The sequence below is a fragment of the Nostoc sp. genome (assembly GCF_036916655.1).
Classification (GTDB): domain Bacteria; phylum Cyanobacteriota; class Cyanobacteriia; order Cyanobacteriales; family Nostocaceae; genus Nostoc.
The window spans coordinates 118,286-144,679 of the sequence record NZ_JBALFY010000117.1 but is presented as its reverse complement, the minus strand read 5'-3'; the positions used below and the strand labels follow the sequence as shown (position 1 = coordinate 144,679).

Below are 26,394 nucleotides of genomic sequence, written 5' to 3'. Positions count from 1 at the left end.
ATACAGATTATACTGAAACTGTCAATTCTAGTGTTGGATTTTATGATTAAAGTATTTAATTTTTATTGGTAGATAGTAGTAATTATAAATTAGGAATTATCAGGATAAAAAACTCTAAAATCCCTAATTTATAATTACTATTATTCTCATATTTTGGTGGGTAGAATCACAATAAATACACTACCTTTGCCCAACTCAGAATTAAGCAGAATAATGCCTTGATGTGCCTCGACAATTCGACGAGCAAGGTACAGTCCTAAGCCACTACCAGAAGTCTTATGGCTGCCTTGGCGAAATCGTTCAAAGATGGTGGCTTGTTCTTCAGAAGGAATACCTGGGCCTGTATCCGCTATTTCAATTCTAATGTAGTCAACAGAATTGGATCTTTCAGAAAACTGAGATTGATTACTTTTGTCAAACTGGCCTTGAGAAGTAAAACGAATAGTCACAGAACCGGAGTCGGTAAATTTGATCGCATTGCCGATAAGATTTGTAAATAGACGATGCAATTCTAAGCGATCACCTATGACTGTGTTTGATTCTTCGGTAAAATCCAAATTTAGCGACAGTGCTTTGTCTTGAGCTAAGGGTGATAATTCTCCAATTACCTCTTCTAGCAATTGGCCCAGATTAACAGGTTGAAACGCTAAACTTTTGCGACCTGCTTCAAAACGATAAACTTCCAATAAGGTATTGACCATAGAAAGCAGGTTAATATTGCTACGGGCCATGATGGCGATTACTTCCTGCATTTGCGTTGATAATGTTCCCAACGCACCTTGTTGAAATAGCATTAACATGCGATCGGCAGCTACTAGGGGAGTGCGTAAGTCGTGGGTGAGGCGGGAGACAAAATCTTCTCGCTGACGGGCAATTTCATCACGTTCATCCATACTATGTTTTAAACGCAGGAGCGATCGCACTCGTGCCAGCAATTCATCTACTGTTACAGGTTTGCGGATAAAATCATCAGCCCCCAAGTCCAAGCCGTGGGCGACGTTGGGCGTATCGTGGGCAGTGATCAGCAATATGGGGATATATTGTGGTAATTTCATCTCTTTCCGAATGTGCTTGGTGACTTCATACCCGTCCATACCTGGCATCATTAGATCCAGAAGAACCAGATCGCAAGGAGAAGCTTTCAATTCTGCCAAGGCTGAAATACCATTTTCTGCGGTGCTAACTGTGTAACCTTCTTCTTCCAAAATAGTTTTGATCAAAAACACGTTATCAGGAGAGTCATCAACAACCAGAATTTTGTCAGAGTGAGAAGATTGTGAAGTCATATAGATGGAAGGTATGGGGTAAAAGTAAATTTTTGATAAGGCTAGCTGTATTTGCAACAATTTGTCTAGCTATATGTGTGCGAATCGTTCTCTTTTGTTGGCTCAGGCAGAGACTTTAGAGATGTTTTGAGCAAAATCCAATCAAGATAGACTATAAGAATCTGCATTTTCATAAAGTGGTTGAGACATTGAAAGCTTTCATCCCTCAGCAGCCACGCCCAGATTTTTTTCAGCAATAGCACTAGGATAACTTCAATAGATTTCTTGAGAATCAGAGTAATTAATATTTCTAACATTGCGATCGCCTCAGTTGCTTGACTGAGTTAAATGTCGCAATTTTGTTTTGTAGTTATTTATTTGATTTGTAGTGACTTACATTGACTTGCCGTAATTCGCTTGAAACACACGGCACGCTAAACTGAACTTGAAGCCGATTTTACAATAGGTATATGTCGTTACCAAAAGACTTCTTTACACAACTAGAGCAATACAGCGAATTGTCAAATAGAGAAAAGGCAGTTTTTGTGGAAATCTTTGGTAATAGCAAGAGCCGAGTTGAAGTTACACAAGCATTTCACATCTCTGAGAGCAATCTAAGTAGTTGCCTGACAGGTATTTACAAGAAGTTCAGTATCAGTGGCAGCGGGCCTGTGAAAGAAACCCGTTTGCGGGAGTATCTGCAAAAGCGATATTCCCAGCAGAAACCTTCTGGTAGATCAACTGCTGACGTTGCAGAGGATGATATTGATGCTTTAGTTCAAGAAATCCGCGAACAGGTTAAACCCAGCATCAAAGAAAAGTGTGGAACGATGCGCGTACTGGATATGGATCAACCTATCGAGCTAACTGGAGAGCGAGGTATCTATACTAACGTCAACATTCTGGAGAAAACCACAAAACGCAGGCGAGTGAAAATTGAGCAGCGATTGTAATATTAGTGAGAAACTTAGACAAGAAATTGAGCATAACTTGCTATTACCAATAAGTAAATTAGAAACGGAAAATAACAAAGATATTTTCTAATTTTGCATTTGAAAGTTTTTTCCACATTTTCTGATGAAACGGAGTGTGCAACAAGGAAAGAAGAAACCATTCCTTATCATAAAACAACGGACATCTGGCAACCAGCCACTATGCTCATTCCCCAGAGTTGAGATTATCTAAAACTTGCTGGAATTCTGCTGTGGAAGGAATTGCGATCGCACTTTTGAAAAGCATTTTGAGTACAGATGGTTCTTCTATCCGATTGATAACTTCGACAATGGAGCTTGGCACTTCTCCAAATCGCGTTTCTAGGACTGTAATGATGCTTTCTCTCGCATTTTCGACAATTCCTTCTTCTTTTGCTAGCCTTTCAATACTAGTTACGTACCGCATTCTATCTGCCTCCTCGTAACTTCTTACTTCTGTTTTAAAACTAAGTGCCAACTCTTTTGGCAAAACCATTATCCAGTCGATAAACCGAAATAATTCCCGAATATCTTCCCGGCTATATCCCTGTTCATACAGCCGTCTGACTAGGCTTAGTTTCCACTGTAGCCGATTTTCTGGGTTTCGTTGCGTTGCCTTGGTCTTGAGATGTGCCATCACAATTACGCCAAAGGGGTTGGTTGTTTGCTCTAAGGTTTCCCACCCTTGCTCATAGTCCAACAGTTTCGCTATAGGAAACTCCAAACTGACCCGACATCCGCCCAGTTGATAGCTGTAGCTGGAAGGCCGCCAATTCGCTTGTTCATCTGCTAAAACTGCTAAACTAATGACTCGCTTTTTATGACGGTCAAACAAGCGGTAATTATATGTGTACATCCGTTCGGCAAATTGGCTGTCATATTGCCCTTGGACTTCCACATGAACCAATACCCAAGCTTCTTCACCATCCAGTAGCCAAACTTTGGCGACTTTATCGACCAAACGCCGCCCAATTTCTGCATCCGGTTCTAGTTGTTGCAATTCTGTGTCCAGAAATTCATAAGGTCGCGTCCAGTCAATTTCGGCATAAGCTTGGGTGAAAAAGAATTCTAAAAAGCGGGGAAAATATAGCTCGATGACTTCTTTCCAAGGACTATCGTAATCAGTAAGTTGCTCGGTCATGAATTAAAATAAAAAGTACCTCTGTGCCATTGGTAAAACTGTCGCAGGTTCACAAATCAGCAACTCACCATCTGCCCTTACTTGGTATGTTTCTGGATCTACTTCAATGTGGGGTAGTGCATCATTCAGCTTCATATCCCGCTTACTCAATTGGCGTGTCCCAGAAACGGCAACTGCTGCCTTTTGTAAACCTAGCTGGCTGGGAATTTCTTTTTCTAAAGCTGCTTGGGAAACAAAAGTCAATGATGTGGCATGACGCGCCCCCGCAAAACTTCCAAACATCGGTCGCATATACACTGGTTGCGGTGTAGGAATACTGGCATTAGCATCGCCCATTTGCGACCATGCAATCATTCCGCCTTTAATCACTATCTCTGGTTTCACGCCAAAAAATGCAGGACGCCACAAACATAAATCTGCTAATTTTCCTTCTTCCACTGAACCCACATATTCAGCAATTCCGTGAGCGATCGCAGGATTTATAGTATATTTAGCAACATATCTTTTTGCTCTAAAATTGTCTGCTTTTTGCTCAGTTCCTTGTGGGTTAAGAGTTCCTCGTTGCACCTTCATTTTGTGAGATGTCTGCCAGGTGCGAATTATCACTTCGCCTACTCTTCCCATCGCCTGGGAATCAGAAGAAATCATACTAAATGCGCCTAAGTCGTGCAAAATGTCTTCGGCAGCAATGGTTTCTCGGCGGATGCGAGATTCGGCAAAAGCGACATCTTCGGCGATCGCTGGGTCAAGGTGATGGCATACCATCAACATATCCAGGTGTTCGTCTAAGGTGTTGAGGGTGTAAGGACGTGTGGGATTAGTGGAAGATGGCAGAACGTTAGCTTGGCTGCAAACTTTAATGATATCTGGTGCGTGTCCGCCGCCTGCGCCTTCGGTGTGGTAGGTGTGGATGACACGATTCTTGAAAGCTGCGATCGTATCTTCCACAAATCCGGCTTCGTTTAGGGTATCAGTATGAATCGCTACTTGTACATCATAAGCATCGGCAACACTGAGACAAGTATCAATTGCTGCGGGTGTAGTTCCCCAGTCTTCATGGAGTTTTAACCCCATTACACCGGCGGCTACTTGTTCTACAAGTCCTTGGGGCTGACTAGCGTTACCTTTGCCCAAAAATCCTAAGTTGACGGGAAAAGCATCAGCAGCTTGCAACATTCGGTAAATATTCCAAGGGCCGGGGGTGCAGGTAGTGGCGTTTGTACCTGTAGCTGGGCCAGTACCGCCGCCGATCATCGTGGTAATGCCTGAAGCGATCGCCACTTCAATTTGTTGGGGACAAATAAAATGAATATGGGCATCGATACCGCCAGCAGTGAGGATCATTCCTTCACCAGCTAAGGCTTCAGTTCCGGGGCCAATAATAATATCTACATTATTTTGAATATAAGGATTTCCAGCTTTACCAATTTTGAAAATCTTGCCATCTTTAATGCCAATATCTGCTTTGACAATACCCCACCAATCGAGAATTAAAGCATTAGTAATTACTAAATCTACAGCACCATCGGTGTTAGAAATTGGGGATTGTCCCATTCCGTCTCTGATGACTTTACCACCGCCGAATTTTACTTCGTCGCCGTAGGTGGTGAAATCTTGTTCAACTTCTATAAATAATTCTGTGTCTGCAAGTCGGATGCGATCACCTACTGTCGGCCCATAGGTTTCGGCGTAGGCGCGGCGATCCATTCTGTAACTCATTATTTCATTCCTCTTAATTTAAAATATCTGAATCAATTCCTAATTCAGTTCTCCATTCTAATAAAGGTTTATCCCAATGTTCTTCCCACTTTTGCGCTAATAATGGTTTTGCTTTTAAACCCATTGTGTAGCCGACAGCTATCTGTTCTAATAAATCAGGGAGAACATCTGGAGATTTTACGAGGATGGATAATAACCCGCCTCCTACTAAGAAAACAGCTAAATTTCTCCGCGTTTGGGCTAATTCAAAAGCTTTAAGACCTAGTTCTCCTAGTCCATCAGTTTTAAAACCTGTAACTACATGCCAAATATCATGAGTTTGACGGCTGCGTAACAGCACATAACTCACATCGTCTTCTACTTGCATTTGACGATAAAAACCAGGGTCAAAACCAGATTTTTTAATATAAGATGCATAGGCATATCCTAATGAATCTTCAGGATATTGCAGCAATACTTCGATATCAGGATGTGGTGCAATATAACGTTCTTGAATTAACAGGGAGACTTCGGGTTGAGTTTTTAACCACTCAACAGCTAATAAACTCGCTTGAGTAGAACGTAATTGATCTTCCAAATTGTAAATATGGTCTAGATTAGTTGGTTCTCTAAAAAGACACACCATTGATTTCAATATAGTTTTAAAATCACGGCTGATGCGTCGCTGTTCTGCTATTAACATATAATAAAATCCTCAATTAATATCTGAGTATATTTTAGATTAGTGGCAAGTTTCCGTTAACTTTGGCGTTGAAGCCGTAGACTTGGCGAGTACCAACGAAGGGAATTAGAGTTATTTTTTTTTCGTCGCCTGGTTCAAAGCGAACTGCGGTTCCGGCGGGAATATCGAGGCGCATTCCTCGCGCTTGTTCTCTGTCAAAGTTTAAGGCGGTGTTAACTTCATAAAAATGATAATGGGAACCGACTTGTATGGGGCGATCGCCTGTATTTGACACTAGCAATTTTATAGTTGGACGACCAACATTTAGTTCAATTTCACCTTCTGGTGTGATAATTTCGCCAGGAATCATAATAAATTAAAAATTAAAAAATTAACGGATTGGATTATGTACTGTCACTAACTTTGTGCCATCAGTAAAAGTTGCTTCTACCTGCACATCATGTACCATTTCAGGTATTCCTTCCATGACATCATCCCGCGTTAATAGAGTTGTACCATAACTCATTAATTCAGCGACAGTTTGCCCATCTCTTGCACCTTCTAAAATGGCAGCAGAAATATAAGCGATCGCTTCGGGATAATTCAGCTTTAAACCCCTTACTTTACGTCTTTCTGCTAATAAGGCAGCAGTAAAAATTAATAGTTTATCTTTTTCCTGCGGCGTAAGTTGCATTATTATCTCCTCTGTGTTCTCTGCGCCTTCGTGGTTCGTTCAAAGCTGCCACACTCTTGGTATACAATTACCACGATTCAAAAAAGAAACTCGCAGCAATTGCCAAACATCAATAAACCAGTTTCTCACCTCAGGTGTAGAAGCACCGCGATATCGACACAATAATCCATGCTGTAACCTGCTAACACCCGCTTCTCCTTCCCCATCCCATAAATTTCGCGTTTTTTCGACAATTTCTGCTGAAACTGCACCACCAACCCAAACTAGACTACCTACGATTGGTTTTCCAGCCAAGCCGTGGGGACTGTGAAAAATGTCTTCGCTACCGGGTAAGTATTGCCGATCAATCCACAAAGGAACACCTTCTTGCCATATTTCCGTGTGCGATCGCCATTCTCCTTGCAAGAATTTTTCTCCTCTAGCACTGCGACCAAATCGGGTAATTTCCCAGCCTAACCAATTGCCCCCGGTTGCTAATTCTACCCGTAAATCTTGCCGATAAAACGCGTTGTTAAATAAAATTGTCTCTTGCGGCAACCACTCTAAACAAGCACCAGCATCAACCTGCATCTGGATAGTTTGTCTAGCTTGTAAGCCATTGCTGCGGTATATCTTGCTTGCAGCCGCCGTAGTGATTAAAGCTTGGGCTTGGGGTTGGAGGTGGATGTTAGAGGATAAGCGATCGCCTCCTACCATTCCCCCAGCCGTGTGTAAAATGACGCTATGACAAACTTTTTCCCCTTCTGGATAAAATGGGCGTTGTACCTTCAGGGGCGCTTGCTGGTGATTGTAAATTAATTGGGTTGCACCCTGGCGATCGGCATAGACTAAATCAAGTTTGCCATGCCAACCTTCTGATATTTGTGAATTACAGGTCATTTATAAATTCAAGATTAAAGTTCAGATACTTTACATTTATTTAATTCATTATTTACTGCTTTATCTGCATATTCTTCACTTGTTGGTGCAGTATGGGGTGATTATCTTTGAGGCTCAAAACATAATCAGCATTTGCGGCTATAATTTTTTGGCAATCGATTTCTGAATATCTTTGTTAATTCTTCCCCATTTCCCATAACCAAAAACTCCACCACAAGGGGATGGAGTTTTTTATTACCACATTACCTACTAGGCTTAATATGATTCCTAACTACTTAACTATGCTTTAGTAAGAATTCTTTGGACAATTTGCACACCAGTAACAGCCTGCCAAGCAAAAAGTCCCAAAAGGGTGAAATTTATCAAAATGTGAGTTGCACGCGCCCAATTTGCCCCTTTCTGCATATAGGGGGACAAAGCAGCAGAAAATGCTATTAGACTTGTCATGCCCAGTCCTGCCAACAGGTGAGGCTGGACAAACAATTTACCATTATTGATGTAAGTGACAGCCATCCCACCAATCGCACCTGTCACCATTAAAGCTAGGAGTATAGACCCGATTTGGTAGTGTCTGACGTTATATCTACCTTTAATCAGTTCTTTCTTTTCTTCTCCCTGAGCATTTCTGGTACGCTGTACTTGCAGCCCCAAGTAGGCAGCATAAATTGAGAATGCTAATAGCGCCCACATCAGCACCGGATGGAAGAAGTTCAACCAATATTTCACCGAGGCAGAAAGTTCCAGACTCATTGTGTTCTCGCCTAATTCTTAAATCTTCATAAAAATTAGCATAACTCTATTTTGTGTGCTTAATGTTGCTCAAACTAAAAGAGGTTGAGGAATCAGGACAAGAAGACAAGAGCAAAGCCTCACTTACTTTAATTTGCATCCAGTAAAGAGATAAAATGCTTGCCAAGACTGCAATTTTGAATTTTGAATTGCATAACCCTCTTGCCAAAGTGGATAAACAATCTCAGACTAAATTTTGAGGGGATACAACAAAACCCCCAGCGTGGGATCTCATTCATGACTGAAAACAACGATACTTTGCTGCTAAAAGCTGCTAAAAGTGGTGATATCAAGGGGCTGTGTGCGCTGCTGGCTGCGGGTGCGGCGGTAGACGCGTGCGATCGCCAAGGCACTACAGCGTTAATGTTTGCTGCTAATTTAGGTTATACCGAAATTGTGCGATCGCTTCTGGATGCTGGCGCAAATATCAACTTGCCCAGAAAACTCTATGGTTTGACGGCTTTGATGTTGGCGGCTAGTGCTAAACAACTTGACATTGTGCAGCTTTTACTATCCAGAGGTGCTGATGTCAATGCCACGAATGAAGATGGCAGCACAGCTTTAATGGCAGCAGTCCTCAAAGGTCATATCGATGTAGTGCGAGTTTTATTAGCTGCTGGTGCCCAAGTTAATATCGCCGATAAAGATGATGATACGGCCTTGAAACTCGCTGTTAAGCAGGGAAAAATAGAAGTTCTAGAAGCAATTCTCCAAACTGGTGTCGATGTTAATATCCGAGATGAGGACGGTGAGACACTCTTAATGCTAGCGGCAGACTTGGGACATCTGAAGATTGTGGAAGCACTGCTAGCAGTAGGGGCTGACGTGAATGCAAACAACCCTGATGGTGGAACTGCCCTATCATCTGCCGCCGCCGCTGGACACAGTGCGATCGCAGCAGCTTTACTGGATCGAGATGCCCAGATTAATCTCCAAGACCAAGATGGTGAAACTGCCCTACATCTTGCCGTTGTGGAAGGCTACATTGATGTCGTAAAAGTTTTACTTAACAGGGGTGCAGATGTCCAAATTAGGAACCACCTGGGTGATACACCACTGCTTGTAGCAGCATTACAGGGACATAGCCAAATTGTCGAGGCATTACTACATTCTGGGGCAGATATTAATGGGAAAAATCTTGGTGAAGTACCTTTAACGTTGGCGGTATCACAGGGACACACCCAAACAGTGAAAGTGTTGCTAGATTACGGTGCTGATGCCAACATTCCGGGGGATGATAGCAAAACTGCTTTGATCAAAGCAACCGAACGCAAGCACACAGAGATTATAGGTTTGTTGCTAGCAAAGGGGGCAGATGTGAATTTTCAAGATTCAGCGAGGGCAACATCATTAATGTGGGCTGCCTCAGCAGGTTATAACGAAATTGTGCAGGTATTACTGCAAGCCGGGGCAGATGTAAATTTGAAAAACCGGGGCGGTTATACGGCTTTGATGATTGCAGAATTTAATGGTTATAAGAATGTGGTGCGGAGTCTGCAAAAAGCTGGAGCGCAAGAATAAGTATCGGAATTTTTCATCTAAAATATTTTCAGAAAAATCTTGACAAATCATTAAATGAAGATTAAGCAATCTTGATACCAAGAAAGTTTAAAACAACCAAGTTTAGACAGAAGAAACAAACAAAAGCAAAACTCCGTCGTAACTGTTGTGAACTTGCTACGGCGGAGAAAAGAAAAATTAAAACGCCAAGAGGGAGCAGGTGAAATGCTTGTGTCACAAGGATAGAAAGAAAGCAAAAATGAAGAAGTAAATTTACCTTTTATTTTTTACCTTGTACCTTTTACCTTTTACCTGCTCTCCCCCTTGACGTTTCCTACTGTGCTAGATGTGCAAAATATATAGTTTTTACTTGAGCAGAAAAGTATTCTAAGGATCATTTTTTATGTATAATCTTCAAGGCTAAATACAAACAAGTCACCAAAAAAGGTTGATGTGGGACGATTTAGGCGATCGCTACGAAAATTTAAAGAAAAAAATAAATAATTCTTTCCTCTTGCCTCCTCCTATAAAATTTGCAGAACAACTAATGTCATATCATCAGTATTTTGCTTGTCATCACCAATGAATTGCTGAACTTGGTCAAATAGGTAATCTACAATCTCCTGTGGGCCATTGCAGTACTTGCAAGCCGTATTGAAGCTAGAGACAAAATTATCCTCATCGAAGCGATCGCCACCAGCGGCAGCAGCATCAGTCAAACCATCTGTATAGTAGATAATTGTATCCCCAGGCTCTAACTGTACCTGGGCGTCTTCATATTGGCTGTTAGCATCCAAACCGATTAGCATTCCCAAAGTATCTAAACGGCTAACAGTTTTTGTCGCTGCGTGCCACCACAAAGGAGGATTGTGTGCCGCATTGCTATAAGACAAAATTCGCTTATGGGGATTATATTCTGAATAAAATAGCGTTACAAAGCGGTGGGAATTTTCCAAATCCGCATACATAACTCTATTTAAGTTTTGCAGAATTCCGGCAGGGGAATTACCATGTAACACCTCTCCCCGTAGCATTCCCCGCATCATCGTCATAATCAGCCCAGCAGGGACACCTTTGCCCATGACATCTCCAATAACCAAACCCCAGCGACTATTTTCCGTATCGCCTTTGATCTTGGGCTGAATCTTATTATTACTGGTAGCAATAAAATCGTAGTAGTCTCCACCGACCCGATTGGCAGGTTTACAACGTGCCGCCAGAACCGCACCAGGGATTGTAGGACATTGACGTGGCAAAAGTCGCCGTTGAATTTCTGCACCAATTTCTAACTCTTGGTCTAGGCGTTCTTTTTTTCTCAGTTCTACAGCTAGTTCATCATTTTCGATCGCTACTGCTGTTTGGTCTGCCACTAACCTAACTAACTTTTGCCTAGTTTCTGTCCAACTATATTCTGGATCGCGACTCAAGACGTAGAGCCACCCCCGTTCTGTATGCTTCACTAGAATCGCCGTACCAAAGATTTGCACATCTGGCCCCAAATAGCGATGCATTTGGTCATCCAAAATTCCCGTAGCATTCGCTAAAGGGGCAGCATTGGGCACAAGTGTGATTTGACTGCTAGCTATTTCTAGCGCCTTGCGGATATTCTTTCGCTGGCGACTATCTTGCCAATGTAACTGCTCTAACCTAACTTGACCATTAGGTTTATAAAGAAACAGGGCACTACCGTCTGCATCTGTCACCCTTGTTGCCATCAGGGGTATCAGTTCCAAAAACTGATTTAAATTATTGAAACTTCTCAGGGCAAATCCTAAAGAACTTAGCAAATCTTGAATTTTGTTCTGTTCCCGGTGCAACCTTGCCACGAGTTCTTTAAGTGCCACGACTGGTGTGACATCAGTTGCGGCACTACTATTGTTATCAGTGGGTTGAGAGGGAAGTTGAGACACAGGTACGGGTATTATTGCACTTTAATATTGGCGGATTTTAGATTACTTATAAATCTTTTGGCTTTGCCATTGCTAAACCATATTTAGACAAGACTTGTCATTTTAGCAAGAGTATAAAGACGTAATAGGCAAATTTCATCAGTATTCTATTTGCTTATTCTATTTTTGATGGAATATTTAGTCATTTCAAATCATGTATTTGTAGTCCAAACCCAACCTGTAAAAATTACTAGTTTCAGCGATCGCTCAGAAAGCTTTTCATAACTTAACTTCCAAAGCATATCTCTAAAGTCATAAAAATACTTTATTCAAAAAATAATTTATAACGCTTTCAGGGTGACTGCTTAAGCAGAAGCAACTACGAGACTAGAAATCTTTTTGAGGGAAAAGCTCTAGAAGCGCTCAAATCAAGCTTGGCTTGTTAAAAGCTGACTTACACTGATTCCCAAACCGGAAAATATGTAAATAAGTCTTCAAATACTTAATTTGTATACCATAATTGACGGGATAATTGCCAAGATTGAGCTTTTGAGTCCACAATCGATAACTCTCTGAAGTTTTGATAGTCGGAAGCCGTACTTTTGTTGAGATAGGTTCTGGGCAAATAGCTGACACTTTGCTTGCCCGTCAAATTGCTGTAAGGCGCAAGTTTACAGGCTTTTGTGTGTCACAAAATAGCCGTATTGCTACATTGAAAAAGCCCATTTTGGGTGTCAAAAAGGGCTTTAGCTGGAAATGCTAGCAAAAATCACCCATTTACTGAGAGAAGGTAGGAGGGCAGGAGGAAAGTGCCTCCTGAATGTTACAAACTTATGGTTTTAGTACTTGAGCCGTTTCCAGCATTTTATTTCTAGTTAGTTCAAGTGATAATACCAGATCAGTTATCCCTAAATTTATCAGTTTGTCAAGAAAAATTTTTAACCCCAAATTTTTCAATTAGCCACTCAAGAGAGCTTCGACAAACTCGTAGCTTGAAAAGGGTCGAAGGTCTTCAATTCCTTCGCCAGCACCAATAAAGCGAATGGGTAAACCTAGCTGTTGTACAACGGCCAAGGCGACGCCACCTTTGGCAGTACCATCGAGCTTAGTTAAGACAACGCCACTCAGTTGGGCAGCTTGAGAGAAAACTTCAGCTTGCCGTAGTCCATTTTGCCCTAAAGTGGCATCCAGAACCAAAAGAGATTCTACTTTGGCATTTGGGGCTTTTTTGTCGATAATTCGCCGAATTTTACCGAGTTCGTCCATTAAATTTTTCTTGTTTTGCAGTCGCCCAGCTGTATCTACCAGAAGTAATTCAGTATGACGCGCTTGAGCGGCTGCGATCGCATCAAATACAACTGCTGCCGGATCTGTATTCTTTCCCGGATTGGCAATGACATCCACGCCACTCCTACTACCCCAAACCTTCACCTGTTCCACAGCAGCAGCGCGGAAGGTGTCTGCTGCTCCAATCAAGCATTTATACCCAGATTTTTGTCCGAGGTGGGCAATTTTGCCGATGGTGGTAGTTTTACCGGCACCATTTACCCCAGTGATTAACCAAATATTTAAGGTTTCTTTTTCTGGGGTAAAGCTAGTTTTGTGGGATGTTTTGCTTGGCGCATCCAGCATATCCCGGAGGATTTTTTTCAGATAAGCGATCGCTTCTTCAGGTGCAGTAACTTCTTCTCGAAGTTTTTTCTGTAGAGCATCAATAATAAAGTCTGTCGCCTCTACACCCACATCAGCTTGCAAGAGCAATGCCTCAATTTCCGTCACAGCAGCTTGATTAAGCGGTCCTTGACCAACGATCGCTTTTAGTTGGTTGAGAATACTACGGCGAGTTTTGTCTAAACCTTGCCGGAGCTTTTTCAGCCAGGTAATTTCTTCAAGAGAAACGTCTTCTGCATTTCTACCTTGAGCTGCCAGGACTTTCGCCGACCAGACAAACCCATCATCAAATTCCAGTCTGAGAATTTCCTCTCCCACATCTGATGTTGTGGCTATTGGCTGTGCTACCTCCGGTTCTGGGACTTCAATAGCGGTAGCTATTAGTTGTTCCAGCTTGGCTTGCCGTTCTGCCGCCGCCCGTTCTAAGAAGGATAAGGCGGCTGGTGCTACCTCTGGTTCGGTGGGTATTGGTTCAACTTCGCTGGCTGTGAGTTCTGGGCTGGAGACATCTGGTTGATCGGTAATTGCTGCCACTGAGGAATCTTCTGTATTTTCCTCAGTAGCAGCTTGGATTACTTCTGGCTGTTCAGTTTCTACGGTTGTACTAGCAGGTTCCTCAGTTGCTTCTGGTTCAGTGACTTCTGCAATTTGCTTTTCTACGGTTTCAGTTTGATCTGATGGTGCTGGGGTTTCTACTACCTCAGCTTGTTGTTTTTGCTGAATATTTTTGTAAGCAGCTTTAGCAAATGCCAACAAATCTGCCGTTGTGTCTGGTGCAGTTTCAACTGTCTCTGTTTGGGGTTCTTGTACAGGAGGAGTTTCTTCCTGCTTCTGATCGGAGGGAGTATCAGAGGAATCATTATTATGTTGACGACGGAACCAATTAAAAACCATTGCAGCAGTATTGGTTATATGAGTTATGAATTATGAGTTTAATTTAACTTGGGGTATGGGGCATTGCTTATCGTAAATTAAAGGGTTTAAGAACCTGCAATCTACATTTAGCAACCATTTCAGTCGGGGTTTAAATCCCCCGTTAGCGACGTAGGAGCGTCAGTTGCCACAACGCTCTTAACTTATCGCTTGGCGCTTCTCTTCTCTACAAGACGCTACCCGAACGTCTGAAATTTCTTTAATTTTTAATTTTTAATTTTTAATTTTTAATTGTTAACCCCCTCATTTTGCTCACTTTTGGAAGTAAGTATAAAAGGCATAAAAGGCTATGCTGTTTGTTTCTGCTCAGTAACTCGGCGCAAAACACCGTTAATAAATCGATGACCATCATCGCCACTGTAGCGTTTGGCTAATTCCACAGCTTCGTTAATGGCGATACTATCTGGAACTCCTAAGAACTTCATTTCTGCCACAGCGATTTGCAAGATATCGCGGTCAATTTGGGCGAGGCGAGTTACTTGCCAATCTACTAAGGCACTAGAAATGAGTTGATCTATAATGTGTCGATTTTCGTTGACGGTAATCACAAGCTCTTTAGCGTAATTCCGAACTCCCTTATCCTGATTAGCTAACTGAATTAATACTGGGAATTCAACTGCTGTACCCAATTGATTGATTGCTGTTTGGGTACAGGCGATCGCTTCTTGAAGCATCGTTCTGGCAGTATTGAGATCGGAAGCACGAGTTTGACTGCTTAAGAGGCGATCGTTACTGCGTTGCAGTTCACCTGCGGCATTATCAAGAGTATCTTGCACTTCTGAGGTCAGAGTCCGTACTGCTCCTAGTACCAACTTGGATACTAGTTGATCGTCTTCCAATTTATCTAATTTTTTGGGGCTAACTGGCAATTGACTAAGGCTTAAAAGCGCCAATTCACGAGCAATTTGCTGGGGTTTACGGGGTTGCATAAAAATTAGGGGTGATTGTGCGAGAATAGCTTAACTAGGCTGGACAAACTCATAATTATACCAATTTTGGCACAGTAAAACAACAAAATTACGCATTTAATTGTGACTTTGCCAGATAGATTTTAACGAGTCGCGCCAAGATTCTCCAACTTTTCTACGAGATGCTACTTAAACAGCTAATAAGAAGGGATTGGGGATTGGATACTATAACTTACGCAAAATAAAAAACGAACCGCATAGACAGACGAGGAGGCACTTTCCGCAGGGTAGGATGCAAAAGCCACAAAGTAATAAGAGTTTCAGAGAGTTATTGCATAAGTCCTACTAAAGAAGAAATTCTTTTAAGATTTGCTTAGTGTATGAATCCACATACTCATCTTCCCCAGTCCCCAATCCCCAGTACCCACTCCCCAGTCCCAAAATCAGTAATAACCTGCTACTTGGTTTCTTCGTGTGTGACTTCCAATGTGGACTGTTTGGAGAAAACCAAGGGTGTATTGGGAGCAACAATGCCACCTGATACAACTATTTTAAAGGCGTCTTCAATGGACATGGAGAGGTTCACCACCTCGTCTTCAGGAACGACTGCGTACCATCCAGTAGTTGGATTCGGGGTGGTGGGGATAAAAACACTTAGCACGGGGCGAGGCATCTGGGCTTGGATATCACTGCTGATTGCACCAGTAACAAAAGCGATCGCCCAAATTCCTCGGCGCGGATATTCTACTAAAATTACGCGGCGAAACTTGCCATTAGAATCCTTTAGGATTGTTTCTAAAAGCTGTTTGAGAGTTTTATATACCTGCCCGGCTAAAGGAATTGCCTGTAATAATCGCTCACCAAAATCTAACAACCATCGCCCAGCTATATTACGAGCCATTAAGCCCATTAATAGTATACTTAGTAAAGGTACAGCCAACCCTACTAATAAATTCAGTAAATTTACTAGAACTGGGTTTAAGCCATCAAAGGGATTCAGTTGTTTGGGAATTTGGGTGAGGAAGTTGATTACCCAATTAGCAATGGTAATTGTCAGCCAGATAGTGGTTGCTAGGGGAATTATTACCAATAAACCAGCAATCAGGTCGTTTTTTAAATCCTGTTTTAGGCGATCGATTACCAAGCCCCGATTCTCCTGTTTTAAGCTAGAGGAACTTTTGTTATCGGTATCCATACCAGCAGATTCGTCAAATTCCGAAGACTTTAACTTTAGGCAGTTATGCCGCAAGTAACTTCCAAAACGCTAGCAGCTTGGATGCTGCCGCAAAAATACGTAAGGATTGCTGAAAATCAGTATTTTCCTATAAGCATACACATAGACATTAACCAATCTGATGGCGACTGGTTATTCTCAAAGAATGTCACTTTTCTTTGTCAGACTTGTAAATGATTGTTGCAAGTCCTTGGTTATTACTAATCTACCGCGCTTAATCAAAAGCTGCTGATGATTGTGAAAGTCTCACCAGGTAAACTAAGGAATTATTTTATCTAGCCAGTCACATTTAAGCAGGAGAGGCTTTTATGAAAATATTCTCTTAAAAAGATTAATTTATCAAAACAGAATTCAGGAGTCAGGAGTCAGAATGGGCTAAACGCCCCGCTACCGCTAACAGAATTGAATTCTGAACTAAAAAGCGGATAGCGCAGGGTAAAGCCTTCTCTACGAGACGCTGCGCGTAGCTTGCTTCCCCGTAGGGGTACGCTTAGAGCGAGTCTGCGAGCGTCTGAATAAACTTAGCCTTGACATAATCTGTAGGGTAGCACAGCTAGCTATGCTACCCTACAGGCATTCTGATTTTGCGATCGCGCACCCCCTCGCGGCTTGTTGATCTTACTAGAAATCCTTCTAATCTCCAGTTTCCTTTATACCGCATCAACATGAGTACTTTCAGAATCCCTGCACTGTAACTGTTGTGTACTCTCTTGTGCCAGAATTGCTGTTGCGTCTAGATTAGGTTTTGGTAGATACCTCATTTCCCAGACTTTGAGCAAAATCAGATATTCATAGAATGCCTGCAATGTACACCAAGCGATTCCGGCGCGTCCATCTAAACATCCGCCTAAGATAAAATACATATACATAAACCGTAGCAACGGTCTGGCGGGCAAACGCAAAGACAAATCTTTCAAGGCGCGACGTTTTTCAATTTCCGATTTACCAAAGAATAAATCTCGCCAGTTAACCGTTCCCTGTTCTAGTTGATACAGTGTTTCTTGAGCTTCATCTGTAGAATAACGGTTATGCTTATCAATCCAGCGGCTCAAGCCTTTGCTACAAGTGTAATGTGGGTATGTTTCTTTTAAAAAGCTAGTTGCCCCCTCACAAACTTCTCGCTCAGTATGACCATAGTCTGTAAACCACACTTTACCGTGGCGGAAGAGTCGCATTTGGTAACGGGGATACTGTGTGCTGTAGCGAATCCAACGATTCATAAACATCACACGTTCAGCCACATAGTAACCGATGTAGTCTGGATTCTGACTTGCCCTTTCACATTCCGCGAACAGTTCTGGTGTCATCCGCTCGTCAGCTTCGAGAATGTAAACCCATTCGTGCTTCGGGGTGATAGACTCTAACATCCAGGTGCGTTGGCGTCCGTGGCTTTCAAAAGCATGTTGGACGACCCGGATAGGATAGCGATTGGCAATTTCCACAGTGCGATCGCTACTGCATGAATCCACAACAATTATGTCATCCGATAGCATCGCCGATTCGATACAAGCAGCAATATCTATTTCTTCGTTATATGTCAGTATGTAAATTGAGAACATTACCCAAGTTTTATAGTGATTTTACTCAGTGATAATTGCTTTTTTATTGTTATTAGCTGCATGGCAGTATCAGCCGTCAATAATCTTTAGATTCGTTTTACTGCCATGCTAATAGTGGATTAGCGTGCGGCAGCTCTAGGTTTACCACCTTGTACAGTACCCTTACCTCTTAAGCCTGTCCAGCCGATGATAATGTAACCAATAGCCAACAGCAAACTGCTAATCCCAATCCGCAGTCCAGATTTCCAAGCAGTATCTTTAGCTTGTTGCAGCGCTTCGTCTCTGCGCTGGCGAACTTGGCTCAGTTGTTGAGTTTGCAGCGTTTGAATATCTGTTTGTTGTTCGATAGCTTTGTCAAGTACTTGGGGATTTGTTTTAGCCTTCTTCAGTAACTCTTTAATGTTTGCAGGAATTTGAGGGCTTTCAAGTGCTTGCTTATATTTTTGGTCATCTTTGAGGATTTCACTAAACTGAGCTTTGGTTTGGTTTCGCAGCTGTTCTAGTTGGGCTTTTCCTTGCTCAGTATTCAGTTGTGCTTGCAATTGGGATAACCGAGTGTTCAGTTGATTTTCTGCTTGATCTGCTTCTTGAGTGATGCGGTTGAGTGTTTGAGCCTTAGCTTGATTGACATTATTCAGGTGCAGGGGAAAAATCAGCAAGAACATCAACCCTAAAATACTTGAGAGGATCAGGGCGGGAAATCTTAAATCGATACCTTGGGGGCGATCGCTTCCGGCATCAGCATTACCAACCCAATAGGCAGCAAACAGAAGCCCTAAACCTACTAAAGGAACAATTCCCCGATCGACAAGTGCTGTTGCCAAGTTGATTTGCCATACCCGATCAGTCGGTTGAAAGGGTAACAATAGAATCAAAAAGTCAACGAAAAAAGACAAAATGCAAATTATGCCAACTACCTTAAGTGTGAGGGCAGGACTTACGGAAGCAAAACGGTTAACCATAGTTTTTCAAACTGGCGGTGAATACGAGTGATTTTCATATTTCAAGCTACTTGAATATTGTGCCCATGACCGTGACTATTGTGTAAAAACACAAAGCAGATTCAATCGTGGTAAAGGCTATCTGCCTCTTGGTTTTCAACTAGACCACAGTAACATTTGTTATGTATAGTGTCTTCAGGAAATCCCTGGTGTTTTAAGATACGAAATTAATTCGGGGATTTCATATATCTTGCATCCATACAAAAATTGCTAAGTAAGTCGGCACAATAAAACCAAACTGTGTAAAGAAAAGTAAACAAGGCTCAAACTCTCTTTCCCCCTGCCCCCTGCCTTTTCCAACGATAATTATTTACGCCGACCTACTTATATCTCTACTCATTTCCTTCATTTTTCCATCTGACTTGCAAGGGCTTGTTCCCAAATCGGTAGATCCTCCGGTCGGTCAACATCAGCTAAAGGTGACAAGCTCGCGTATGATAAATTAAGTTTCTGGGCAATGTCCAGGGTTTTCTGGAATACTCGATCGGTTCCCCAGTCGATGTTAACGAATAACTCCGGGATGGGTTGACGCAAACCAATTAAGTAATATCCACCATCGATCGCCGGGCCAAGTACTAAGTCAAAGGCGTGTAGCTTCTCAAAAGCTGTCGCGAGAATCTGGGTATTCACTCCAGGACAATCTGTACCGATGATAATTACTTGTTCCATACCAGATTGAAAAGCCTCAAAAAGCGATCGCGCCATCCGCGAACCTAGATCCCCTTCACCTTGAAACTGATAAACCAAATCCAACCCCAGCCAGTCTTCCATAAGTTGCGAATTGCCACCTGTAAACCACACTTCTACAGATATGTCAATAGCCTTTTGCAATTCTTGAACCTGAAATATTGTATATTCACTCATTTGGCGTTGAAGATTAGCAGCACCAACAGTTCCCAAAACAGGTATCAATCTCGTTTTTGTCTTACCTGGTTCTGGATAGCGAGTAAAAATAATCAGGTGCCGTTTTGGGTTTCCTGGTAAGTTCAGCACAGAATACCTTGTCTTTTGAATAAACTAAAAATATTTTAGTAACAATACTTATCGTTACTGCTTGTAGTATGCTCCTTTGCCGTTCGCATTGCCCCTAAAATTGTAGAAACTATGACACAACGTTTAACTTTACCACCAGACTTGCTAGATAGAGTGATCCGTCCCAATGGTGGTTTAGTGACAGTACCCTTGTAATCAAATTGGATTTGCTTGATGCCATCTGACTCTGATAAAGTTGTTTCCTCATCCAAGCGCACATTGGAATCTAGATTATTCCAGTTAGCGTTAGATGGGTTTACTGTAGCAGGATGAACCGCCCATTGAACTATGCTGTTTTGTTGACGAAAGCTGGCTTGCCAAGTCAATTTTTCCTTAGTGGCTTGCCTTTGGGCTTGGCGCATAGCATAATGAACCTGGTTTTGGGCAGTGTTGAGACGGCGAGTCTCCACAAAGGCTAGCCAGTTGGATATTCCCAATGTGGCGAATATGCTAATTAATACAACAACTACTAACATCTCTAATAAGGTAAAACCACTGTTAGAGTGCTTATTATGGATATTTTTTGTATTAGCTAGAAATCGTGAATGCACCTGGGTATCCATTTTTTCTTTCTGGTCGATTTTCAACTACCCAAATGTTGAGCAATCTTTCAGGTTCTTGGTTTCTTGCATCGCGCCGATGAATAATACTGTAGAACAAGGTCGGCGAGATAAAAATTATGACAATTTTTAAGAATAATTTTAAGGTGAAATTTAAATTCTCAAGTTTTGAAGGATCGTTAAGAAAATATTTCCACAGAAATCTAACAGATAATAGAGATTTTTGACGATTAAACGGCTTTTGCAAGGCTTTACAGGCGAGGTACTTGTATAAATTTGCTAAACTTATATCCCAACTATTTCTAACCGTTGAAGGTCTTTCTTTATATGCTTTTCCAAGCACTTGTAAGCAGGCTTTTTCCTGTCTGGCAAGATTGGAAGAAACTGAATTAGCACTTATGCGATAGAAAATTTGTACTGATGGTACACATATAAAATCAAACTTAGAGGCTAATCGCAGCCACATATCCCAATCCTGAGCCGCATTTAGAGATTCGTCAAAGCCACCTAATGTAATTAAAGCTTTTTTAGAAATTAAGGGATTTGAACCATTCTCTAAAAAGTTATTTAGTAATAATTCTTCATAAATATTTCCATTTAAATTAATGCGCTTACCTGAAAGGAGAAATTTACCATTAATGTCAATGTAATCAGTCCAACCGTAAGCAACTTTTGCAGTAACGTTTCCTTGCAAAGCTTTTAACTGAGATCGAAGTTTATCAGGTGTCCAAAGATCGTCTGCATCTAAGAAACTAACAAATTCTCCAACTGCATGGTTTAGCCCTCGGTTACGGCTGACATTACCCCCAGCGTTGGCATAGGAAAATACTTTTATTCGTGAATCTTGAAATTGTGTAACAATTTCTAAAGTTGAGTCTTTTGAGCCATCATTAATTACAATTAATTCTAGGTTAGTAAAAGTTTGATTTAAAACAGATTGAATTGTTTGTTTAATAGTCTTCTCACTATTATAAGCAGGGATGATTACAGAGATTTTTGGTAATTTTTTTCTAGCTTTCATTATTTTATAAGGCTAATTTATTTTTTAATACTCTGCGTATATTAGATTTTAAGTAGTAAAAAGGACTTATCATACTAGCCAGGTAAAACTCCATCTCAAAAAGTGCAATAAGATTACTTTTCAATTGCCCTCTATATTGAATGAGATGCTGTAATGCCCGGCGTAAATTACCTAAAATAGTTTTTACAAACACTATTGGTTTTTGCCAATTTTTAGTATTTATCAAGCGTAACTGGAAAATACATAATCCACAGCCACGCGCCAAAGTTAGAAGGTAATCTCTCTCAAATCGCCAACGTGGTATTTGATGATAAGTATGCATCGTAGGGTTATACCAAATTTCCCAACCTGCATTATGTATGTAAAGCAATGGTTCATAATCATCACCCTGCACCAAAATACCAGGTAACTTCCCGCTTAAATTAGGTCGTAATGGTACATTTTCACTCCATACTTGTTTCCGAACAACAAGCGCTGCACCAGGAGGAAGTCTTAAATTATCTGCATCAAATAAATGTGGATTTGAACCATGTTCTCTGATAGCTAAAAAAGCTTGAATTCTTTCAAAATTCTCTGGAGGATTTACTTCAAAATCACCATGAATCTGTCCACTCCAAGCACCTGCTTGAGGGTGATTTAATCCAAAAGTATATGCTTCTGATAACCAATTAGGATCGGGTAAATTATCATCATCTAAAAATGCGATTAGCTGCCCTCTAGCTTCACGCACTGCCCGCAGTCGTGCAAAAGCGGCTCCCTGTTCGGATTCTAAAAAATATCTTATATGAAATCTTCCATCATATATTTTTTGATAATTCTCGATTACTTCAGATGTATTGTCAGAGCTATTATTATCCACAATAATAATTTCCCAGCTAAGTTTTTCTACTCCTGTCTGGGTTAAGATTTTATCCAAAATTTTAGGTAAACGAGTTGCTCCATTATATGCAGGAATCGCTACACTAACATCTAATTTTTCGATTGATAGTTCATTCATAATACTTAAAATTTTGATGATTTATTTTTTAAAATATCCATTTTTCCATAGATATAAAGGGCTAAGAAAACTACTTATAAAAAGTTCCATTTCGCAAGCAAGTACCAAATCTTTTTTGACATTAGCTCTATATTTTATTAAGTGTAAAGCGATTTTACGCAGATCATTTATCATGTAAGATAAAAGAGCAATCGGTCTATACACATTTTTTATATTTACCGTTCTAGTTACATAGCGGCTAAGTCCAATACCTCGAAAGAACGGAATTAAATAATCTTTTTGTAAACGAAATTTTGGGATTTTGTGAGAAATCTCCATTTCGGGATTATACCAAATTTCCCATCCTGATTTTTGGATGTAAGACAACATTTCTAAATCTTCACTGGTGAGCATATTACCTTTCACTCTCCCAGTTAAAATAGGCTTATCTGGTACACTTTCTAGCCACACTTGTTTACGGACAACAAGTCCAGCAGAAGGAGGTAGTAGTTTTTTAGCTGCTTCATATAACAGTGGTAAATTACCTCGCTCTGTAATTGCCAAAAATGGAGCAATTCGCTGAAAGTTTTCTGGTGGTTCTACTTCCCAATCAGGGTGAATTTGGCTGCCATAAGCTCCAGCTTTCGGATATTTTTCACCAAAAGCATAAGCTGCGGATACCCAATTTGATACTGGATAGTTGTCATCATCTAGAAAACCGATAAGTCTACCTTTAGCTTCTGTTACTGCTCTTTTTCGTGCATAAGCTGCTCCCTGTCGCGCTTCAAAGCAATATTTTAAAGGGTAAGGACACTGCCAATTTTTTTGATATGTTTGAACAACTTTAGCTGTGTTATCAGTGCTGTTATTGTCTACAACTATAATTTCCCAAGATAAATTTTCGGTGTGAAGTTGATTTTGTAGTCGCTCTAGTAGTTCAGGTAAACGACTTTCACCGTTATAAGTTGGGATAGCTACAGTAAAGTCAAGGTTATCAGTCATTTTATGAAAGGAATATTTTGATTAGGACGCTTTTTATATGTTCAGCCAATAGCTAATTTATCAGCGACTCTTAAATAAATCTATCAAACATTAAAACTGCACATGATGTTTCAATTTTGCGATCAACGTGCAGTTTTATGTACAGTGTTATTACGTGTTTTTAAATAAAGATTACTACATAAACTACCTAATTGCATTTATCGTCTTTTGCTGTAAGCATTGAGCCTAAAAGAGTTGTCACAATGACGCATCGCTTTACGCTACTAGGGGATGTAGAATTTGTAGGGCTTGGTACAGCTACCACTATTTTTAACCCAGATGGATTACCCGTTCCAAGGTTTGGAGTTGGTAAAGTTGGTAAAGCCCCCATATAGTCAAAAGTAATTTTTGCTGGCGTACTTGAAGGAGGGTAAGATACAGGAGAATTAGCAGTAGAATTAGCAACGTTTTCGCCACTGAGATTTGCACCTAGCAGTAATTTATTAGAGCTAACGCCTATATCTGCCCCTAAAGGTTTCCATGTAGGGATTCCAGGATTGGTACGATACACAGCAACCTCTACATTTTGGGTTGTGGTATTTTTTTGAAAACTTACACTATAGCTAAGTTTACTTTTTTTAGCTTCGCTCTGTGCATCTTGTAATGCAGCTAAAACGGCGTCATTAGCCTTATTTAGCTGCTGTCGATTTACAAAGGCAAGCCAACTAGGAGCTGCGATCGCTGATAAAACTCCAATCATTAGCACGACAACAAGCACTTCTATTAAGCTAAAGCCAGCATCGTGTTGAGGATTAAATCGCTTCTTGGTGTCTTTATTACACATCCTAGTGTGGAATAACTTTAAAGTTAGGTTGCCCATAATGCCCCACTATTAGTTGTGAAGTTTATTTAGTATATAAATATCCACGTCCTTGCACGCGGACACTTGCCGTCGGAAAGTAAGTTTGGTTAGTTAAAGAGTAATCAAAATTGCTATTTTGCAACCTAGCTAGTGCATTGCCTCGTAAAAACACCTGTGCTGTTGTGTTGGCAACATCAACGCAAGTATAAAAGCCCATAAAACTACCATAGCTAGGTGTTCCAGTAGAGCAAGTAGGAGTTGAAGCAATAGAGGTTTGATCGATAAAATCGGTTAGTACCGAAGCTTGTTGGGTATAGGCTGACGAGGCTGCTTTCCATGAATTCATTTGATTCTTTATACCTGCTGCACCTGGTAGATTTAAGTTAAAACGTTGAAAACCTGCATCGGGACAGTAAGTGGTGGTGTTAATATATGTATCATTGGGATAGTCGCTACCACAATTTCCATTACTACCACTAGAAGCCAGAACTCCATCACGAATTTCAAATCTGGCAATACGAGCTGCGTTTGACCAAGTAGTACTACTAGTACTATCTTTGATTAAATAGTAGGCAACTAGTGAGTAAACAAAAGTATCGTCTGTAGTGCTGCTAGGAGCGGTAATCGCAGCTGAAATAAACTTGCGTTTCCAAAAGACGAGAATTGGTTTACAAGTAGCAGTAGAACTACAACCAGTAGCACTTTTAACAGGAGGTATTTGGTCTTGAATTCCTGAATTGGCTGGGGTAGTGTTTGAATTGGTAGTCAGTGCAGTTCTATCGTATATATAGACAGCTTGTTGTAAATCATTGGCAATGTAATCAATTGCTGTCTGAATTTCTTGTTCAGAATTTGCCTTTGCTTGCTCTTTCTGATCTGTAGTGAGAATACTAACCATGAATCCCAGCAGTGGTGTCAGCACAAGGAATGCCAGCAATAACGCAACCAAAAGCTCTATCAGGGTAAAACCATGAACTTGCTGAACAAACTTAGAGTGTTTCAGCTGAATGCTGAGAAGAAATCTGAGTACATTCTTCATAACTACGGTATGCCCCTTAGTGATAGAAATACATATATTGAATGATGATGTAAATATCCAATGTTGTAGCGTGAGTATCTTGGCTGTTCGTAGGCAAAGGCGGACAAGATGCCATTGGTGTCAACTTAAGCTGGAAATAGCTTAACTGTTGGCTTCCATGCCCGCCCGGAAATAAATTTCTTTGGCTTTTAGGCTAAAGTCTACTGAAGTAGACTAGAGATTTTTGGCGATATTTAGTCATCTTCAGATGACTTTAGCTATGAGATGGGAATTTCAATTACCGGCGGACAAGCGGTTTCACGTTAAGTTGATACCAATAGCAAGATGCTCACACCACAACAAGTAATTGAGTATTTTTTTATTTGGAAGTCACTAATTACAAGTGGTGTTACTAGTAGTGCTGCCAGTAATAGCAAGACGCTGACACAGAGCATTGAAGGAAGTATTTCTAGAACCAATTTCAGTAGTCATTTCCACTAGTGGGGACTGGGTATTTCCCAAAGTCCCGGTGAAAGCGTTTTGTTTTTTATTGATACTACTATCGCTAAGACCAGCGTAGACAGTTTTAGTAACATCAATATCTGATCGATAAACCCGAATTGCCAAACGGTAGCCATCCTTTGGTAGACCTGTACTATCAGTTGGGGTGCTTCCTGTTGCTGTAATTCTTACAGCCTGAATGTAAAATATTTTGCTTGTGTTACTTGTACAATCTGGGTTAGTAATAGCCAGACTGTTGTTTGTATCTTTTGTCACACAATATAGCGATGTTAGCGATGTTGTTGTTTGAGGAACTGGCATACTTGTAGTATTAAGTAAATTATTGCCAGCTAATGTTCCAGTGGGTGCAGTAGTTGTAGCAGGAATTGTCACTGCTCCGGTTTTCACGCCGTCAATGAAAGTTTTGGCAGCTTGTGTGGCTAGTTCTACGCGTTTTGATTGGACGCGAGTTGCTGTTGCAATGACGATGGTGGGTGCGATCGCTGCCAGTAAAATAGTAACTACTAGCATTGCGATCAATGACTCAATAATCGTAAAACCAGACTCACCAGATGGTTGACTTACTTGCTGTGGTTTGAGCTTAATCATAGTTACTCACCAGTTTCTAG

24 protein-coding genes are annotated in these 26,394 nt (G+C 41.0%); 2 read left to right on the top strand and 22 right to left on the bottom strand.

Features of this window, described 5'->3' with window-relative positions; translation table 11 throughout:
* Nucleotides 1–146: 146 nt before the first annotated feature.
* Nucleotides 147–1,286, bottom strand: a complete 1,140-nt coding sequence (locus tag V7L31_RS31065; RefSeq protein WP_334699795.1) for a hybrid sensor histidine kinase/response regulator — start codon at nt 1,284–1,286, stop codon at nt 147–149.
* Between the two features lie 449 nt (nt 1,287–1,735).
* Here V7L31_RS31065 and V7L31_RS31060 point away from each other — a divergent pair, with 449 nt between their 5' ends.
* Entirely contained in the window at nt 1,736–2,218 is a 483-nt protein-coding gene (locus V7L31_RS31060) for a hypothetical protein (protein WP_334699794.1), read from the top strand.
* Between the two features lie 205 nt (nt 2,219–2,423).
* Here the strand turns inward: V7L31_RS31060 and V7L31_RS31055 are convergent, their stop codons facing one another.
* From V7L31_RS31055 to V7L31_RS31025, 7 genes are all read right to left on the bottom strand, one after another.
* Entirely contained in the window at nt 2,424–3,377 is a 954-nt protein-coding gene (locus V7L31_RS31055; RefSeq protein ID WP_334699793.1) for a transposase, read from the bottom strand.
* Nucleotides 3,378–3,380: 3 nt separating this feature from the next.
* Nucleotides 3,381–5,096 carry an urease subunit alpha gene (ureC, locus tag V7L31_RS31050; RefSeq protein WP_334699792.1) on the bottom strand — a complete coding sequence of 572 codons (1,716 nt, stop codon included), beginning with the start codon at nt 5,094–5,096 and terminating at the stop codon, nt 3,381–3,383.
* Nucleotides 5,097–5,109: 13 nt separating this feature from the next.
* Nucleotides 5,110–5,778 (bottom strand): Coq4 family protein, encoded by a 669-nt coding sequence (locus tag V7L31_RS31045; protein ID WP_334699791.1) that lies wholly within the window; start codon nt 5,776–5,778, stop codon nt 5,110–5,112.
* A 34-nt stretch (nt 5,779–5,812) separates the two neighbouring features.
* A complete protein-coding gene (locus tag V7L31_RS31040) occupies nt 5,813–6,127 on the bottom strand; it encodes an urease subunit beta (protein WP_334699790.1) in 315 nt (104 codons plus the stop codon).
* A gap of 21 nt (nt 6,128–6,148) precedes the next feature.
* Nucleotides 6,149–6,451, bottom strand: coding sequence for an urease subunit gamma (gene ureA, locus V7L31_RS31035; protein ID WP_334699789.1), 303 nt, complete (start codon nt 6,449–6,451; stop codon nt 6,149–6,151).
* Nucleotides 6,452–6,490: 39 nt separating this feature from the next.
* Entirely contained in the window at nt 6,491–7,330 is an 840-nt protein-coding gene (locus V7L31_RS31030) for an urease accessory protein UreD (RefSeq protein WP_334699788.1), read from the bottom strand.
* Between the two features lie 279 nt (nt 7,331–7,609).
* Nucleotides 7,610–8,080 carry a DUF4079 domain-containing protein gene (locus V7L31_RS31025; protein ID WP_334699787.1) on the bottom strand — a complete coding sequence of 157 codons (471 nt, stop codon included), beginning with the start codon at nt 8,078–8,080 and terminating at the stop codon, nt 7,610–7,612.
* A 276-nt stretch (nt 8,081–8,356) separates the two neighbouring features.
* On the opposite strand from V7L31_RS31025, the gene V7L31_RS31020 reads away from it, so the two are divergent.
* Nucleotides 8,357–9,640 (top strand): ankyrin repeat domain-containing protein, encoded by a 1,284-nt coding sequence (locus V7L31_RS31020; RefSeq protein WP_334699786.1) that lies wholly within the window; start codon nt 8,357–8,359, stop codon nt 9,638–9,640.
* 503 nt (nt 9,641–10,143) lie between these two features.
* Here V7L31_RS31020 and V7L31_RS31015 read toward each other — a convergent pair.
* From V7L31_RS31015 to hpsB, 14 genes are all read right to left on the bottom strand, one after another.
* Entirely contained in the window at nt 10,144–11,529 is a 1,386-nt protein-coding gene (locus V7L31_RS31015; protein ID WP_334699785.1) for a PP2C family protein-serine/threonine phosphatase, read from the bottom strand.
* 936 nt (nt 11,530–12,465) lie between these two features.
* A complete protein-coding gene (ftsY, locus tag V7L31_RS31010) occupies nt 12,466–14,073 on the bottom strand; it encodes a signal recognition particle-docking protein FtsY (protein ID WP_334699784.1) in 1,608 nt (535 codons plus the stop codon).
* A 326-nt stretch (nt 14,074–14,399) separates the two neighbouring features.
* A complete protein-coding gene (gene nusB / locus V7L31_RS31005) occupies nt 14,400–15,041 on the bottom strand; it encodes a transcription antitermination factor NusB (protein WP_334699783.1) in 642 nt (213 codons plus the stop codon).
* A gap of 436 nt (nt 15,042–15,477) precedes the next feature.
* Nucleotides 15,478–16,215, bottom strand: a complete 738-nt coding sequence (locus V7L31_RS31000) for a DUF502 domain-containing protein (protein WP_334699782.1) — start codon at nt 16,213–16,215, stop codon at nt 15,478–15,480.
* Nucleotides 16,216–16,904: 689 nt separating this feature from the next.
* Nucleotides 16,905–17,813, bottom strand: coding sequence for a glycosyltransferase family 2 protein (locus tag V7L31_RS30995; protein WP_334699781.1), 909 nt, complete (start codon nt 17,811–17,813; stop codon nt 16,905–16,907).
* Nucleotides 17,814–17,932: 119 nt separating this feature from the next.
* Nucleotides 17,933–18,775: a hormogonium polysaccharide biosynthesis protein HpsJ gene (hpsJ-B, locus tag V7L31_RS30990; RefSeq protein WP_334699780.1), complete on the bottom strand. Its 843-nt coding sequence runs from the start codon at nt 18,773–18,775 to the stop codon at nt 17,933–17,935.
* A 384-nt stretch (nt 18,776–19,159) separates the two neighbouring features.
* The gene (locus tag V7L31_RS30985) at nt 19,160–19,807 is read right to left on the bottom strand and encodes a TIGR04282 family arsenosugar biosynthesis glycosyltransferase (RefSeq protein WP_334699779.1); all 648 of its coding nucleotides are present in this window, start codon (nt 19,805–19,807) and stop codon (nt 19,160–19,162) included.
* 35 nt (nt 19,808–19,842) lie between these two features.
* Complete coding sequence (locus V7L31_RS30980; protein ID WP_334699778.1) at nt 19,843–20,409, bottom strand: pilus assembly FimT family protein; 567 nt, start codon at nt 20,407–20,409, stop codon at nt 19,843–19,845.
* Nucleotides 20,375–21,427, bottom strand: a complete 1,053-nt coding sequence (locus V7L31_RS30975) for a glycosyltransferase (protein ID WP_334699777.1) — start codon at nt 21,425–21,427, stop codon at nt 20,375–20,377. The genes V7L31_RS30980 and V7L31_RS30975 overlap by 35 nt, the downstream gene beginning before the upstream one ends.
* 4 nt (nt 21,428–21,431) lie before the next feature.
* On the bottom strand, nt 21,432–22,424 hold the full coding sequence (gene hpsE, locus V7L31_RS30970) for a hormogonium polysaccharide biosynthesis glycosyltransferase HpsE (RefSeq protein WP_334699776.1): 993 nt from the start codon (nt 22,422–22,424) through the stop codon (nt 21,432–21,434).
* A gap of 21 nt (nt 22,425–22,445) precedes the next feature.
* Entirely contained in the window at nt 22,446–23,405 is a 960-nt protein-coding gene (hpsE, locus tag V7L31_RS30965; protein WP_334699775.1) for a hormogonium polysaccharide biosynthesis glycosyltransferase HpsE, read from the bottom strand.
* A gap of 187 nt (nt 23,406–23,592) precedes the next feature.
* Entirely contained in the window at nt 23,593–24,228 is a 636-nt protein-coding gene (locus V7L31_RS30960) for a pilus assembly FimT family protein (protein ID WP_334699774.1), read from the bottom strand.
* A gap of 61 nt (nt 24,229–24,289) precedes the next feature.
* Nucleotides 24,290–25,285, bottom strand: a complete 996-nt coding sequence (gene hpsC / locus V7L31_RS30955) for a hormogonium polysaccharide secretion pseudopilin HpsC (RefSeq protein WP_334699773.1) — start codon at nt 25,283–25,285, stop codon at nt 24,290–24,292.
* Between the two features lie 372 nt (nt 25,286–25,657).
* Nucleotides 25,658–26,374 (bottom strand): hormogonium polysaccharide secretion pseudopilin HpsB, encoded by a 717-nt coding sequence (gene hpsB, locus V7L31_RS30950; RefSeq protein WP_334699772.1) that lies wholly within the window; start codon nt 26,372–26,374, stop codon nt 25,658–25,660.
* Nucleotides 26,375–26,394: the final 20 nt, after the last annotated feature.

What these genes read in the sequence shown, in the direction of transcription:
- V7L31_RS31065 (WP_334699795.1), bottom strand. Translation starts at nt 1,286, where the DNA reads ATGACTTCACAATCTTCTCACTCTGACAAAATTCTGGTTGTTGATGAC.
- V7L31_RS31060 (WP_334699794.1), top strand. Translation starts at nt 1,736, where the DNA reads ATGTCGTTACCAAAAGACTTCTTTACACAACTAGAGCAATACAGCGAA.
- V7L31_RS31055 (WP_334699793.1), bottom strand. Translation starts at nt 3,377, where the DNA reads ATGACCGAGCAACTTACTGATTACGATAGTCCTTGGAAAGAAGTCATC.
- ureC (WP_334699792.1), bottom strand. Translation starts at nt 5,096, where the DNA reads ATGAGTTACAGAATGGATCGCCGCGCCTACGCCGAAACCTATGGGCCG.
- V7L31_RS31045 (WP_334699791.1), bottom strand. Translation starts at nt 5,778, where the DNA reads ATGTTAATAGCAGAACAGCGACGCATCAGCCGTGATTTTAAAACTATA.
- V7L31_RS31040 (WP_334699790.1), bottom strand. Translation starts at nt 6,127, where the DNA reads ATGATTCCTGGCGAAATTATCACACCAGAAGGTGAAATTGAACTAAAT.
- ureA (WP_334699789.1), bottom strand. Translation starts at nt 6,451, where the DNA reads ATGCAACTTACGCCGCAGGAAAAAGATAAACTATTAATTTTTACTGCT.
- V7L31_RS31030 (WP_334699788.1), bottom strand. Translation starts at nt 7,330, where the DNA reads ATGACCTGTAATTCACAAATATCAGAAGGTTGGCATGGCAAACTTGAT.
- V7L31_RS31025 (WP_334699787.1), bottom strand. Translation starts at nt 8,080, where the DNA reads ATGAGTCTGGAACTTTCTGCCTCGGTGAAATATTGGTTGAACTTCTTC.
- V7L31_RS31020 (WP_334699786.1), top strand. Translation starts at nt 8,357, where the DNA reads ATGACTGAAAACAACGATACTTTGCTGCTAAAAGCTGCTAAAAGTGGT.
- ftsY (WP_334699784.1), bottom strand. Translation starts at nt 14,073, where the DNA reads ATGGTTTTTAATTGGTTCCGTCGTCAACATAATAATGATTCCTCTGAT.
- nusB (WP_334699783.1), bottom strand. Translation starts at nt 15,041, where the DNA reads ATGCAACCCCGTAAACCCCAGCAAATTGCTCGTGAATTGGCGCTTTTA.
- V7L31_RS31000 (WP_334699782.1), bottom strand. Translation starts at nt 16,215, where the DNA reads ATGGATACCGATAACAAAAGTTCCTCTAGCTTAAAACAGGAGAATCGG.
- V7L31_RS30995 (WP_334699781.1), bottom strand. Translation starts at nt 17,813, where the DNA reads ATGTTCTCAATTTACATACTGACATATAACGAAGAAATAGATATTGCT.
- hpsJ-B (WP_334699780.1), bottom strand. Translation starts at nt 18,775, where the DNA reads ATGGTTAACCGTTTTGCTTCCGTAAGTCCTGCCCTCACACTTAAGGTA.
- V7L31_RS30980 (WP_334699778.1), bottom strand. Translation starts at nt 20,409, where the DNA reads ATGGATACCCAGGTGCATTCACGATTTCTAGCTAATACAAAAAATATC.
- V7L31_RS30975 (WP_334699777.1), bottom strand. Translation starts at nt 21,427, where the DNA reads ATGAAAGCTAGAAAAAAATTACCAAAAATCTCTGTAATCATCCCTGCT.
- hpsE (WP_334699776.1), bottom strand. Translation starts at nt 22,424, where the DNA reads ATGAATGAACTATCAATCGAAAAATTAGATGTTAGTGTAGCGATTCCT.
- hpsE (WP_334699775.1), bottom strand. Translation starts at nt 23,405, where the DNA reads ATGACTGATAACCTTGACTTTACTGTAGCTATCCCAACTTATAACGGT.
- V7L31_RS30960 (WP_334699774.1), bottom strand. Translation starts at nt 24,228, where the DNA reads ATGTGTAATAAAGACACCAAGAAGCGATTTAATCCTCAACACGATGCT.
- hpsC (WP_334699773.1), bottom strand. Translation starts at nt 25,285, where the DNA reads ATGAAGAATGTACTCAGATTTCTTCTCAGCATTCAGCTGAAACACTCT.
- hpsB (WP_334699772.1), bottom strand. Translation starts at nt 26,374, where the DNA reads ATGATTAAGCTCAAACCACAGCAAGTAAGTCAACCATCTGGTGAGTCT.